Origin of the sequence: Nonomuraea sp. NPDC050383, from assembly GCF_044459125.1 — a bacterium.
In the GTDB taxonomy this organism is placed as follows: domain Bacteria; phylum Actinomycetota; class Actinomycetes; order Streptosporangiales; family Streptosporangiaceae; genus Nonomuraea.
Genome location: NZ_JBITIP010000004.1, coordinates 91,479 through 104,580 on the forward strand (window position 1 = coordinate 91,479; position 13,102 = coordinate 104,580).

12 protein-coding genes and 1 pseudogene are annotated in these 13,102 nt (G+C 68.7%); 8 read left to right on the forward strand and 5 right to left on the reverse strand.

The window, feature by feature from the left end; translation table 11 throughout:
• The 5 genes and pseudogenes from ACIBG4_RS11845 to ACIBG4_RS11865 form a co-directional block, all read left to right on the forward strand.
• The gene (locus tag ACIBG4_RS11845; protein WP_310714713.1) at window positions 1-852 is read left to right on the forward strand and encodes a carbohydrate ABC transporter permease; all 852 of its coding nucleotides are present in this window, start codon (window positions 1-3) and stop codon (window positions 850-852) included.
• Window positions 849-2,210, forward strand: coding sequence for a GH1 family beta-glucosidase (locus tag ACIBG4_RS11850; RefSeq protein WP_397201796.1), 1,362 nt, complete (start codon window positions 849-851; stop codon window positions 2,208-2,210). Before ACIBG4_RS11845 ends, ACIBG4_RS11850 begins: the two co-directional genes overlap by 4 nt.
• A gap of 381 nt (window positions 2,211-2,591) precedes the next feature.
• The gene (locus ACIBG4_RS11855) at window positions 2,592-3,101 is read left to right on the forward strand and encodes a SigE family RNA polymerase sigma factor (protein WP_397201797.1); all 510 of its coding nucleotides are present in this window, start codon (window positions 2,592-2,594) and stop codon (window positions 3,099-3,101) included.
• Complete coding sequence (locus ACIBG4_RS11860) at window positions 3,101-3,787, forward strand: hypothetical protein (protein WP_397201798.1); 687 nt, start codon at window positions 3,101-3,103, stop codon at window positions 3,785-3,787. Before ACIBG4_RS11855 ends, ACIBG4_RS11860 begins: the two co-directional genes overlap by 1 nt.
• A 21-nt stretch (window positions 3,788-3,808) precedes the next feature.
• Window positions 3,809-3,991, forward strand: a pseudogene (locus ACIBG4_RS11865) (transposase); the annotation flags it as partial.
• Between the two features lie 39 nt (window positions 3,992-4,030).
• Here ACIBG4_RS11865 and ACIBG4_RS11870 read toward each other — a convergent pair.
• Complete coding sequence (locus ACIBG4_RS11870; protein ID WP_397201799.1) at window positions 4,031-4,654, reverse strand: TetR/AcrR family transcriptional regulator; 624 nt, start codon at window positions 4,652-4,654, stop codon at window positions 4,031-4,033.
• 70 nt (window positions 4,655-4,724) lie between these two features.
• Between ACIBG4_RS11870 and ACIBG4_RS11875 the strand changes: the two genes are divergently transcribed.
• Complete coding sequence (locus ACIBG4_RS11875) at window positions 4,725-5,600, forward strand: NmrA family NAD(P)-binding protein (RefSeq protein ID WP_397201800.1); 876 nt, start codon at window positions 4,725-4,727, stop codon at window positions 5,598-5,600.
• Between the two features lie 1,051 nt (window positions 5,601-6,651).
• Window positions 6,652-7,869 (forward strand): IS110 family transposase, encoded by a 1,218-nt coding sequence (locus tag ACIBG4_RS11880; protein ID WP_397201801.1) that lies wholly within the window; start codon window positions 6,652-6,654, stop codon window positions 7,867-7,869.
• A gap of 93 nt (window positions 7,870-7,962) precedes the next feature.
• On the opposite strand, the gene ACIBG4_RS11885 is transcribed toward ACIBG4_RS11880, so the two are convergent.
• Window positions 7,963-8,730, reverse strand: coding sequence for a class I SAM-dependent methyltransferase (locus ACIBG4_RS11885; protein ID WP_397201802.1), 768 nt, complete (start codon window positions 8,728-8,730; stop codon window positions 7,963-7,965).
• A gap of 520 nt (window positions 8,731-9,250) precedes the next feature.
• On the opposite strand from ACIBG4_RS11885, the gene ACIBG4_RS11890 reads away from it, so the two are divergent.
• The gene (locus ACIBG4_RS11890; protein WP_397201803.1) at window positions 9,251-10,870 is read left to right on the forward strand and encodes a hypothetical protein; all 1,620 of its coding nucleotides are present in this window, start codon (window positions 9,251-9,253) and stop codon (window positions 10,868-10,870) included.
• 54 nt (window positions 10,871-10,924) lie between these two features.
• On the opposite strand, the gene ACIBG4_RS11895 is transcribed toward ACIBG4_RS11890, so the two are convergent.
• From ACIBG4_RS11895 to ACIBG4_RS11905, 3 genes are all read right to left on the reverse strand, one after another.
• Complete coding sequence (locus tag ACIBG4_RS11895) at window positions 10,925-11,053, reverse strand: hypothetical protein (protein ID WP_397201804.1); 129 nt, start codon at window positions 11,051-11,053, stop codon at window positions 10,925-10,927.
• 269 nt (window positions 11,054-11,322) lie between these two features.
• Complete coding sequence (locus tag ACIBG4_RS11900) at window positions 11,323-12,048, reverse strand: GntR family transcriptional regulator (RefSeq protein WP_397201805.1); 726 nt, start codon at window positions 12,046-12,048, stop codon at window positions 11,323-11,325.
• A gap of 54 nt (window positions 12,049-12,102) precedes the next feature.
• Window positions 12,103-13,098 carry an acetylxylan esterase gene (locus ACIBG4_RS11905; RefSeq protein WP_397201806.1) on the reverse strand — a complete coding sequence of 332 codons (996 nt, stop codon included), beginning with the start codon at window positions 13,096-13,098 and terminating at the stop codon, window positions 12,103-12,105.
• Between the last annotated feature and the right edge of the window lie 4 nt (window positions 13,099-13,102).

Consider the following 13,102-nt stretch of genomic DNA (forward strand, 5'->3'; position numbering starts at 1 on the left):
ATGGCAACCGTCACCGCGGTCCGACGCCGCCTGAACCCCCGGGGAGCAGGGTTCTGGACCTACGCCGCGCTCGTCGCCGTGCTGCTCGGCTCGCTGTTCCCCATCTACTGGTCGCTGGTCGTGGCCTCCCATGACAACGACGCCATCGCCAGCGTGCCGCCCGTCCTCACCCCCGGGGGCCACCTGTTCGAGAACATCGCCCGGGTCTTCGACACCACCCCGTTCGGCCAGGCGATGCTCAACTCCGTCCTCGTGTCGGGCACGGTCACCGTCTCGGTCGTGCTGTTCTCCACGCTGGCCGGCTTCGCCTTCGCCAAGCTGCGCTTCCGCGGGCGCAACGTACTGCTCCTCCTGGCCATCGCCACCACGACCGTGCCGCAGCAGCTCGGCATCATCCCGCTGTACATCCTGATGGCGGAGTTCGGCTGGACCGGCAGGCTCGAGGCGGTGATCGTGCCCGGCCTCGTCACCGCGTTCGGCGTGTTCCTCATGACCCAGTACCTCTCCAGCGCCATCCCCGACGAGCTGCTGGAGGCCGGTCGCATCGACGGGTGCAGCACGCTGCGGCTGTTCTGGCACGTCGTGCTGCCCGCCGCCCGCCCGGCCGCCGCCGTGCTCGGCCTGTTCACCTTCATGCACGCCTGGAACGACTTCTTCTGGCCGCTGGTCGTCCTCACGCCGGAGAACCCGACCGTCCAGCTCGCCCTCTCCAGCCTGGCCAGCGGCTACACCACCGACTACGCGCTCGTGCTCACCGGCACCGTGCTCGCCATCGTGCCGATCGTGGCGGTCTTCGCCGCGCTGGGCCGTCAGATCATCGGGGGAATCATGTCAGGAGCGATCAAGGGATGACCCAGCCACATACCGCCTTTCCCCCCGGGTTCGTGTGGGGGACGGCCACCGCCGCGTACCAGATCGAGGGCGCCGTGGACGCCGACGGGCGCGGGCCCTCCATCTGGGACACGTTCTGTCGCGTCCCCGGCGCGGTGGCCATGGGCCAGAGCGGCGAGCACGCCTGCGACCACTACCACCGCTGGCGGGAGGACGTGGAGCTGATGGACCGGCTCGGCACCGGCGCCTACCGCTTCTCGCTGGCCTGGCCCAGGATCATGCCCGACGGCGACGGCCGGGTGAACCAGCGCGGCCTCGACTTCTACCGGCGGCTCGCCGACGCCCTGCGCGGGCGCGGCATCGAGCCGTACGTCACCCTCTACCACTGGGACCTGCCCCAGGCGCTGGAGGACCGCGGCGGCTGGCGCGAGCGCGACACCGCCGAGCGCTTCGCCGACTACGCCGAGGTCGCCCACGAGGCGCTGGGCGACACGGTGTCCCAGTGGATCACGCTGAACGAGCCGTACTGCTCGTCCATCGTCGGCTACGCCGAAGGCCGCCACGCACCCGGCGCACGCGAGGGTCACGGCGCGCTGGCCGCCGCGCACCACCTGCTGGTGGGCCACGGCTTGGCGGCGGCCAGGCTGCGGGCACGGGCCCGGCCGGGACAGCGGGTCGGCATCACGCTCAACATGTCACCCACGGTGCCCGCGACCGGCTCGGCGGCCGACGCCGACGCGGCGCGCAAGATGGACCTGCTGGTCAACCGCCAGTTCACCGACCCGCTGCTGCTCGGCGTCTACGCCTCCGACATGGTGGAGACCTTCGGCGCGATCAGCGACTTCGCCTTCCGCCGCGAGGGCGACCTGGAGGTCATCGGCGCTCCGTTGGACTTCCTGGGCGTCAACTACTACTACCGCATCCACGCTGCCGCGGCGCCGTACGAGCAGGCGGATCCCGCGCTGCGCACCGCCTTCGACCTCGGGGTGCGCAGCGTCACCCCGGACGGCGCGGCCACCAGCGGGCTGGGCTGGCCGGTGGAGCCGCAAGGGCTCCACCAGACTCTCCTCGGCCTGGCCGGGCGCTACCCCGAGCTCCCGCCGATCTTCATCACCGAGAACGGCTACGGCGACGACGGGACTCTCGACGACACCGGTCGCGTCGGCTTCCTGCGCGACCACCTGGCCGCCATCCGCGCCGCGATGACCGACGGTGTGGACGTGCGGGGCTACTTCTGCTGGTCGCTGCTGGACAACTTCGAGTGGGCCCGCGGGTACGCCGCCCGGTTCGGCCTCGTCCACGTCGACTACGAAACCCAGGCCCGCACCGAGAAGGCGAGCTTCCACTGGCTGCGCGAGTTCATCGGGAAACAGGGATGAGGACCCTGGCACCCGACCTCGGCACCTCATCGGTACGATCACCGCTCCATGAGACCGCCACCGCACTTCGCAGCTGAGGCCCAGGGCGCGTGGACAGCCGGACGGCCGGTGCAGTTCGGGCCTGTGGTCGAAAGCTCATGCCGTAGACGCCGGCGATCATGGTGGGGACGGCGATGAGGGCCGCCTGGACGAGGTGGCCTCCTTCGCCTTGACCGTCGACACGCACTCAGCGCCGTCATGGAACGCCTCGACATGACCCATGACACCGCCGGCGTGCTCAGACGGCAGGGGCGCCGAGATCAGCGGCTGCCCCGTTCCATGCAACCCGCGACCGGGCCGGCGGCATCTCCTCTGGTGTGAAGCCATCTACCTGGGAGAACCATGAGCCCTGACGAGGAGTTCACCGTCTATGTGACGGGGCGACTGTCCTGGTTGCGCAAGATCGCTTACCCGTTGTGCCAGGACTGGCACCGCGCGGACGACCTGGTACAGACAGCGATAACCCGGCTCTACGTCAAATGGCGCCAGGCGCGGGCGGCCGACGATCTCGACGCCTACGTACGGGTGATACTGATCCGGGTCTTCCTCGCCGAACAGCGAAGGGGCTGGTTCTCCCGGGTACGGCTGACGTCCGCGCTACCCCACCAGCAGCTCGAAGACGGCGACCGGGACATGGCCATGGACATCCACCGGGCCCTCGCCGCAATACCTCCGCGCCAGCGCGCCACCCTGGTCCTGCGCTTTCACTGCGATCTGAGCGTGGAGCAGACCGCCCAGGCGCTGGGCTGCTCCACCGGAACCGTCAAGAGCCAGACCGCCCGCGGCCTCACCACCCTGCGCGCGATGCTCGGCGAGCCGCAATCCCGACTAGCACGTTCGGAGGAATGCTGATGGATGTCAAGCAGGTGTTCGACTCGCTGGCGCGCGAGGAGCAGCCGCCTACCGCCGTGGACGTGAACCACGCCATTGCCGCAGGACGCGCCACGCGCGGACGTCATCGTGCCGCCATCGCCGGGATCACGGCAGCGACGGCGGTCACGGCCGTCCTTTCGGCCTGGGCGGTTCACCCGTGGCCGGGACAGCGGGACGGCCTCGCCGTCGCTGTGCTGACCGCACCGTCCGCCACGGCCAAGCCGTCCACCACAACCACGCCACGACCCACCTACAAGGGGTTCGCGGAAATGAAGAAGAAGTATCCCCCCAAGGGAAAGATCGCCTCCGTACCACCGCTGGTCATATGGCTGAGCAACGCACCCCGCGGGAACAAACTCCTCCTTTGCGAGAGCGGGCCGAACGGTAGCTCCTGCTCCAGCTTCCCTCCACTCGCCGCCAACGAGTTCGCCCGCACGCAGGGCAAGCTTCGCGGTATGGACGTCTGGTTCGGTGTGGCCAAGGACGACGTCCACGGGGTGACGGCTGTCACCAAGGACGGGGGGAAGCTCCCAGTGAACCTCACAAGAAACGCCGGAGCGGGGCTCGGGCTGTGGGCCGTGAAGTTCCCCCCGGGAGCCGACGTACGGAGGCTCGTCGTCACCGGCGCGAAGGGCGAGACCCTGCAGCGGATCTCACTCCATTGACGAGCCTGACAGCCCACCCCAGCGATCGGCGCGAGCCTGCCGGGCGCGGCCTGGCAGCGCTGCCGCACCCATTACCTGCGCAATCTGCTCACCACCGTGCCCAAGAGCGCGCAGCCATGGGTGGCCACGCTGGTGCGCACCATGTTCGACCAGCCCACCGCCGAGCAGGTCCGCGCCCAGCACACCTGGGTCATCCAGGCGCTGGAGGCCCAGGAGTGCGGCGGCCGCCCGCCGCCGCCTGTGTCACGGTGCAGTCGGCGGCGGCATGACGATGTGGAGGAGTCGCCGAATTCTGTCAAGGTCGACGTCGGTCGCCAGCCGGGTCTCCTCTGGCGTCTCGTCAACGAGGGGTTCCACTCCGAACAGCAGGCGGGGAAGCGTCGGGTGGATGACGAGGCCGATCAGTTCGTTCGCCACGACCTCGGCCTCGTCGGCCGTGAGCCCCAGGGCTGTCACCAGATGTGAGGCGAGATCGCGGACCGTGATCCCGAAGAGGACGTCGTAGAGGCCCGCCGCCAGATCCGGCAGCCGGTCGGCCTCGGCGATGCCGAGACGAAGCATCCTGGCCACCGAGGACCACCGCAACAACTGGACGAAGCGCCCGCAGTATCGCACGACCGCTTCCGACGGTGGCCCGGAGTACTCGGCAGGTGTGCGCATCCGGGCACCGAACAGGACACGGATGCGCTCGACGACCGCGAGGAACAGCGCGTCCTTGGTCGGGAAGTGCGCATACAGGGAACGCTTCGACGTTTCCGCGCGCGCGGCGATCGCATCCATCGAGGTCCGCTCGAAGCCGTCCTCCAGGAACGCGAGCTTCGCCGTGTCGAGGATGTGCTCGCGCAACTCTTGCCCGCGCCGGGCCATGGCACTCACCTCAATGTATACGGTACAGTCTAGTTTACTTTGCTCACGGTGCTGATGGGAGTCATCATCCATGATTGTGATTACCGCCCCGACCGGGCAGATCGGCAGCAAGCTCGTCACCGCGCTGCTCCAGCAGAGCGAGCCGGTCCGCCTCATCACCCGGGACCCCGGCAAGCTACCCGCCGAGGTACGGGAGCGAGCCGAGATCGTCGTCGGATCGCATCGGGCTCGCGACGTCCTGGACCGCGCGCTCGACGGCGCCGACGCGCTGTTCTGGCTCATGCCGGCGGCCGCGACCGCGAGCAGCCCCTACGAGGCGTACGTCACTGCCTCCGTCCCAGGCGCAGATGCCGTCGTGCGCCACGTGGTACCGCGCGTCGTGATCATCTCCGCGCTCGGGCGCGGATCGCAGATCTATGCCGGTCACGTCTCCGCATCGCACGCGATGGAGGACCTCTTCCGCAGCACCGGCGCGCATGTGCGCGCTCTGGCTCTGCCTACCTTCATGGACAACATCCTCCGGCAGACAGCCACGATCAGGAACGGGGTCGTCTCAGGCACCCTCCCAGCCGATTTCACGATGCCGTGGATCGCGACGAAGGACATCGCGGCGCTCGCCGCCACGTACCTTCTCGACCACACCTGGACCGGGCAGGACTCGGTCGAGGTCCTCGGCGGTGAGGACCTCTCGTACCACGACATCGCCGAAATCCTGACTGACGTTCTCGGCACGCCCGTCCGGTTCGAGCTCGGAGACCGCGCTGCCGTCAAACAGTTCCTCATCAGCCGTGGCTTCTCCGAGGCGATGGCACAGTCCATGATGGATATGGACCTCGCCGGCGAACGCGGCATCAACAACGCCACGCCGCGCACCGCTGAACGCACCACGCCCACCACCTTCCGCGAGTTCGCCGAAGAGACCATCAAGCCGGCGGTGACCGGATGAGCGGCGCCGTCGGCGTTCACGTCTCCAGCCTCCCGACGATCCGCCGTACGGCCGCAAGCGCGGTGACCCCGCCCGTTGCCCCACGACTGCTCCCTGACGCGAGGCAAGGAGACCGGCCAGGATCCTTCGAGCTCCGGATCCGCCTACGCGACGGTCTGGCGGAGGCTCGGACATACGCCTTCACACCGGACCAGGTCGCGTCACCTCTGGCGGGCAGGCCGTACGACCTCCGGCACGCGGCCGTCTCGCTCTGGCTCAACGCGGGCGTGCACGCTCCAGAAGCGGCCGAACGGGCAGGCCACGGCTTGGACGTCATGCTCCGCGTCTACGCCAAGTGCATCGACGGCCAACGAGACGTCGCCAACCAGCGCATCCTGGAGGCCCTCGCGGCGTGACCAGAACCCACAGCAGGACCCCGGGACATCTCGGGGTCCTTTCGCCGTTCCAGGGCTCGAAACCGCCTTCCCGACCTGGAGAAACGCGCTCGCGAGCATTCCGCGTACGTTCCGCGACCACCGGCGCTGCGGCCTCCCGTTGCCTACCGCACCACAACGCCGATCATGCAAAGACCAGCTCATACGGTGTTTGAGCTGGTCTGGTAAGCGCGCCCTGCAGGATTCGAACCTAATGACTCCGTACGACCCCGAGTTTACGGACTCGGGTCCTCGCCCCTGAAGCCTCGATTCGAACTGGAGCTTGACTCCTGACCGCAGGCCGTGCGCGATGGGGCGAGTCCTGGCGGGTGGCGGTCGACGGGGACCGAGTGAACGCCTGAGTTGATACCGGGCCTGGAGCCCTCTGCTAAGGCAGTGCGCCTCGGTCCCTCTCGATCACCGCCCGCCTTTCGTCCATTTTCGCCAAGATCGTGGCGTGAGCCAGCCGCAGGAGACACCGCTCGTATCCACCTGGGCCGTCGAGCCCTTGCGCAGCGTGCGGGCCTGCGGCCGGCTGGGGCTACGAACTGCTGATCGGATGTCGAGCCGTCGAGCTCTCTCATTAGGGCGTGGCGTGCCCCTGCGCGGCTCACCTGCCGCAACGACCGACGAAGGAGATGCTGTTGACGGTGACATGCGGGATCGACTGGGCGGAGAAGCACCACGACGTCGCCCTGGTCGACCAGGCCGGAAAGCTGGTGGCCAAACGGCGCATCAGCGACGACGCCCATGGATGGCGGGTCCTGGTCGAGTTGCTGGCCGAACACGGCGACCGCCCCGACAATCCGATCCCGGTCGCGATCGAGACCAGCCGGGGGCTGCTGGTGTCCTGCCTGCGCTCCACCAGCCGCAAGGTGTATGCGATCAACCCCTTGGCCGTGGCCCGCTACCGCGAACGCCACACCGTCGCCCGATCCAAGTCCGACCACGCCGACGCCATGACCCTGGCCAACATCCTGCGTGTCGACGCCGACCACCACCGGCCCCTGCCGGCCGACTCTGAGCTGGTCCAGGCGATCGCGGTGCTGGCCCGCGCCCAGCAGGACGCGGTCTGGAACCGCCAGCAGCTGGCCAACCAGCTGCGCTCGCTGCTGCGGGAGTACTTCCCCGCAGCACTGAAGGCGTTCCACATCAAGAACATCGGCCTGACCTCCCGCGAGGCTCGTGCCGTCCTTCAAGCGGCGCCGACACCTACCGCGGCCGCCCAACTCACCGCCCGCCGGTTGCACGTGCTGCTGCGCGCCTCGGGCCGACAACGCAACATCGACACCTGGGCCGACCGGCTGCAGGCCATCTTCGGGGAAGAGCACCTTCGCCGGCTCCCGCTGGTCGAGGAAGCCCTCGGCCGTCAGGCGCAGGCGCTGCTGCTGCAACTGGATGCGGCATGCCGCGCCGCCGACGACCTCGCCGACGCCACCAGCGAAGCCTTCCGCCAGCACCCCGACGCGGACCTCATCACCAGCTTTCCCGGCCTGGCCGACCTTACCGGCGCACGCGTGCTCGCCGAAGTCGGAGACGACCGCACCCGCTTCGCCGACGCCCGCGCGCTGAAGGCCTACGCCGGTGCGGCGCCGATCACTCGCGCCTCCGGCAAGAGCCTGGTTGTCCACCATCGCAAGGTGAAGAACCAACGCCTGGCCGCCGCCGGCTACGTGTGGGCCTTCGCCTCTTTGAGAGCGCCAGGTCCCCGAGCGCACTACGACCGCCGCCGAGACGGCGGTGACCGGCATTCCAGCGCCCTGCGCAACACCTTCAACCGGATGCTTGGCTGCCTGTACCACTGCCTGAAAGAACGCAAGGAATACGACGATTTCGCAGCGTTTCCGCCACGATGAGGATCGGCATGCCCTGATTCGGCCGAAGACCATGAGGCCTGAGCCGGTTGACCTACATGACCGTAGAGGCGAGGCTGGTCTGCTCTGCAGCGGTCAGGGGCGCACGAGCCTGACGGCGAGGAAGCACGGCCTTTGGTGCAGCCTGTTGTAGGCGGCCTCGTCGATCTCTCGCAGCTCGGCCACCGGTCGCGGCTCGATGAGCCTCACCAGGACGAATCCGGCTGCCAGCAGCTCGCCCAGGAACGTCTCCAGCGTCATCCGCTGGAAGCGGATCGACAACGGGCTGCCGGCCAGGGGCAGTTCAACCCAGTCGTCGGCGTAGTAGGAGCCGCCGAAGTGGCGCCAGTCGGCCGCCGGATGGGTCGTCGATACCAAGAGCCATCCTCCGGGCCGCAGCACGCGGCGCAGCTCGCCCAGCAACTGCGCGCGATGGGTGAGGTGGTGCAACACCAGCGCGCATATGATCCCGTCGAACGACGCGTCATCGGCGAAGTCGAGCGGTTCCTCCAGATCGTGCAGGACGAGCGTGGTCCGCTCACCTGCACGTACCCGCGCGTGCTCCAGCAGCGTGGCGCTACCGTCGACGCCGACCACCTCTGCACCGCGTGCCAGCAATTCAGCCGCATAGTGCCCGGCTCCGCAGCCGACGTCGAGGACTTTCGCGCCGGCGACGTCACCGGCGAGTTCCAGCATCGCTGGCCGATCGGTGTAGGCGTTGTACGGGCTGATGCCGGAGTGCTCGGCGAAGTAGTCTCCGAGCGCGTCGTGATAGGCGGTCTTCGGGGGCATCAGCACATCATGGCGGCGCTTGTGATCCACCGCGAATGGATTGCAGCGTGACAGAGCCAGACTCGTGATCAAATGACGAACGCTGGCACTGGTACAACTTGACGCCTTAGGCAGATCGGATGTCTGCGACCGTCGGATGAGAAGCAAGATCTTTAAGTGCCGCGCCGTGCCGTTGGATGACGGTTCGTGCCACCTCGGCGCCTTTTGTGTGTCAGGGGGTGCCGGGTCCTGACGGCCGTGTGACGGAGCGTACGAGCACGGTAATTGCGCCGCACGAATCCCCCAACCCCACAGCACGCCGGCACTCTGCAGCGATGACGGTCGCCGCGCTCGGCACGTGCTCCAACACCCGAACGTCCGTCAGATCGCGCAACCGAAGGAAGCGAGCGACACCAGTCAGAATTCGACATCAGTGCCTGTAAAGCCGAGACGATCGCCGACTGCCGATCTTGACGGAGCGTGCGATTTCTGGCTTGATCAGGGCATTTGGATCTTTCCCATGGCCTCACGAGCGGAGATCTCTGTGCGTCTGTTATCCATGGCACCTTCCCGGGCTGTCGCGTCACAGCCCGCCCGGCTCGCTCGCAGGTCGTTGAGCCTCGTCTCGGCCCTGGCCACGGCGGCCGGACTCCTCGTCGCGCTCAGCCCGGCCGCTTCTGCCGCCGACACCACGACGGACCTCGGCGTGGACTACAGCTTCTACAGACCGGGTGATCTGGCCCTCGGCAACGGAAAGGTCTTCGTCTCGAGCGGGGACCAACTCGTTGTCGCCGATACCGATGGTGACCTCCTGGGCGAGGTCGACGGGCTGACAGAGGCCTCCGGGCTGGCAATGTCGCAGGACGGCACGCACCTGTACGCGGCGCTGGTCGGTCCGCAGCAGATCGTCGAGATCGATACCGCCACCCTGGAGATCACCCGGCGCATCGACCTCCCGTCATACCCGTGCCCGACGCGCCTGGCTCGGTCCGGCGAGTGGCTGTGGGTGGGCCACGGCTGCGACAGCAACTGGGACGGCGGCGTTGTCGGGCTTGATCTGACGGTGACGGCACCACAGCCGATCGTGGTCGCATCAGAGATCTCCGGTGCTCCGCTGCTCGCCGCCAACGGGGGCACGCTGGTCGTGGGACAAGTGGGGAGTACCAGCCATCTGTTCGTCTATGACGTGAGCGGCACTCCCACCTTCCGCGGCGAGATCGACGGATTCACACACGACCTCGGCAGGCTAAACGGTCTCGTCGTCACCCCGGACGGGTCAAAATTCTTCTCGGCGGCCTCTGCCGAACGCGGGACCGATCTGTGGGACGCCAACAGCCTGGAGAAAATCCGCTCCTATGCAGGGGAGTCGGCCGCCGAAGGCCCCCCCACGTCCGTCGCGATCAGCCCGGACGGGGCGTACGTGGTGGCCGGGGAGGCTGACGGCTCGGACCTCGTGATGTACGACGCTGTGACGGGGGCGACGATCCACGCGCTCGACAACCTGGCGCTGGCCGGAGGCACGGACCGCCTCGCATTCTCGGGCACGGACGTCTTCGCCGTGAAGACCACCTCCTCCAGACGGCTGCACTTGTGGCGGGTGGAGGACATCACCTTCCCGGCCTCCGCGCTGACGCTGACGCCCCCGTCCGGCGGGGTGGTGAACCAACCGCTCACGCTGACCGGCCGCCTCGAACTGCCCGGCGGAGCGGCGGCGGGAGCCAAACCGCTCACGGTGACCCGCCGCCTGCCCAACGGGACCACCGAGACGCTCGCCGGCGTGACGACCGACCCCGACGGGAGCTTCACCGTCACCGACACCCCGGCGGCCGGCGGGGTGTACACCTATGCCGTGCTCTGGGACGGTGACGCCGACGTTCGCTGGAGCACGGCTTCGGCGAAAGTGGCGGTCAAGAACACCTCGTCACTCACGGTGACGGGCTCCTCGGAATGGCCCGTCGGCGTCGCCCTGACGCTCAGCGGCGTACTGCTGCCCACACCCCCGCCCTCGGGATGGGGTTACCCGCTCACAGTGAAGCGCACCGTCACCAACGCCAACGGCACCGTCACGACCACGTTGCCGGGCGCGCCAGGCCGTAAGAACGGGACCTACAGCTTCTCGGACAGACCGGCCGAGACGGGGCACTACACGTACACCGTCGAGTGGGCGGGAAACGCCGACTATACGCCCGCGAAGGCCGACCACGAGGTGGAGGTCAAGGAGAGCATCGAATAGTCGCGCGCTCTGGGTAACGACTGGGCGGGACCGCCCCTGACCTCCTCGAGGCGCTCATCGCGGGGAGGTCAGGCGGCTGCAGAACTCGGCGGTGACACACTGGCGAATGCGGTTCATCTGCCCCAGCTCGTCCTCCGTACGCTCAAGGTTGAGCTCGACGCGGACCTGGAGGTCGTTGTTCACCAGCGTCACCTCCAACTCCACCAGGAGCCGCTCGGCGTCATGTACCGCTGTTGCACCATCGCCGTATTCCTGCAACTGGTACGAACGCTTTCACAACCAGCACCGCGCTCATCAAACCCTGGCCCAGGCGTGGCTCCGCTGCGTACTGCCCGGGGCCCGACCACGGGCGCGGGACGAATTGCCGACCTGAACATACGCTGGCGAGAATTCGGCGCGAGTCTCGCCGTCAGGGGACCCGCCGTCAGAGCGTTCGCCGCCGGAGGTGGCGGTCACGTGACGCTGCCCGCCGGCTTCCTGCGGGCGCGCCGGTCGGGCACCGGAGAACGGCCTGCGGCGTGATCGGCGAACGCGTCGGCGGCCGTGGCGCCGTCGCCGTCTCCCAGCAGCGTGACCAGGCGGCCGTGCTCGTCGGCCATCGCGCGCCAGTCGCCCTCGAACAGCGGGTCGGCGATGGCACGCAGCGCGCGCAGGTTGGGTTCGAGGACCTCCCACATGCGGGTCAGGAACGGGTTGCCGGCGATCTGGACGACCCGGGTGTGGAAGGCGATGTCGACGTCGCGGAACCGGCCGACGTCGTTGACCCGCACGGCCTCGCGCATCTCGGCGACCAGCTCGCCCAGCTCGCCGAGCTGTTCGGCGGTGATGCGCTCGGCGGCCATGGTGGCGGCCAGCCGTTCGAGCGGCTCGCGGACCTGGCGGGCGTACTCGGCGTCCTGGGCGGAGATCTCGACGACGAAGTTGCCGCGCCGCGGCACGTGCACGAGCAGGCCCTCGCGGGCGAGCTGCTTGACGGCCTCGCGGACCGGCGCTTGACTCACTCCGAGACGGCGGGCGATCTCCGACTCCACCACGCGGTCGTTCGGCGCGAGGTCGCCTTCGACGATGGCCTGCCGGAGCAGCTCGTACACCCGATCGGAAATCAGAGTGGGGCGAACGGAGTCCTTGCTCGTGGCCAGCCGCGAGGCGAAGCCGCTCACTTGCGGTGTCGATGCCATGTGTTCCCCATCATGCGCTGTCGCGTCCCCCTGTCAATGATAAATGATCATCGCTTAGCAGGTATCGATGGTGACAGCCGCCCGGCCGGCCAGCCAGGCGAGCTTGACGACCTCGTGGTCTGCGCCGCCGCCCTCGTGGTCGTTGAATGGGTAGACGCTGATCTGCTTGTCGCCGGCCGGCAGCGCGGCGCGCGCCCCGTAGTGGTTGAAGGCCGCGTACACGGTGGACGGCGGGCAGATGCGGTCCATGAGGCCGACGGAGAACAGCGCGGGGGCCGTGGCCCGCCGGGCGAGGACGGCGGCGTCGAAGTAGGACAGCGTCCGCATCACAATGTCCGCGTGCGCGCGGTGGAGCTTCACGTACCGGGTGATCTCCACGTAGGGGGGCTGGTCGGTGAAGGTGGCGGCGCGCGGGAAGCAGCACAGGAACGGCACGTCGGGCAGGACCGCAAGCAGGCCGGGGGCGAGGCCGGCCGCGGCGAGGGCGATGCCGCCGCCCTGGCTGGTGCCGGTCACCGCGACCCTGGCCGGGTCCACCGCGGGGTGGGCGCGCACGGCCGCCACGGCGCGCACCGCGTCGGTGTAGAGGCGGCGGTAGTAGTAGCGCTCCGGGTCGAGCACGCCACGGGTGAGGAACCCGGGCGCGGCGACGTCGCCGGTCGCGACGTCGGGGTCGGGGGTGTCGGCCCCCTGGCCGCGGCTGTCCATGACGAGGTGCGCGTATCCGGCGCACGCCCAGAGCCGCTTCTCGTGCGGCACGCCGCGCCCGCTGCCGTAGCCCAAGTACTCGACCACGGCGGGCAGCGGCCCCGTCCTGGTGACCGGCAAGTGCAGCCAGCCCCGGACGGTATGGCCGCCGTAACCGGCGAAGGTGACGTCGAAAGTGTCGATCGTCGCCAGGCCGTTCGGCACCGGCTCGGCCGTCATCGCCAGGTCGAAGGCGTCGCTCTCAGCGAGGGTCTTCGCCCAGAACAGGTCGAGGTCGGGCGGCTCCGGCAGGGCCGGCCGGTACTGCTCGAGCTGGTCAAGCGGCAGATCGAACTGTGCCATCGCC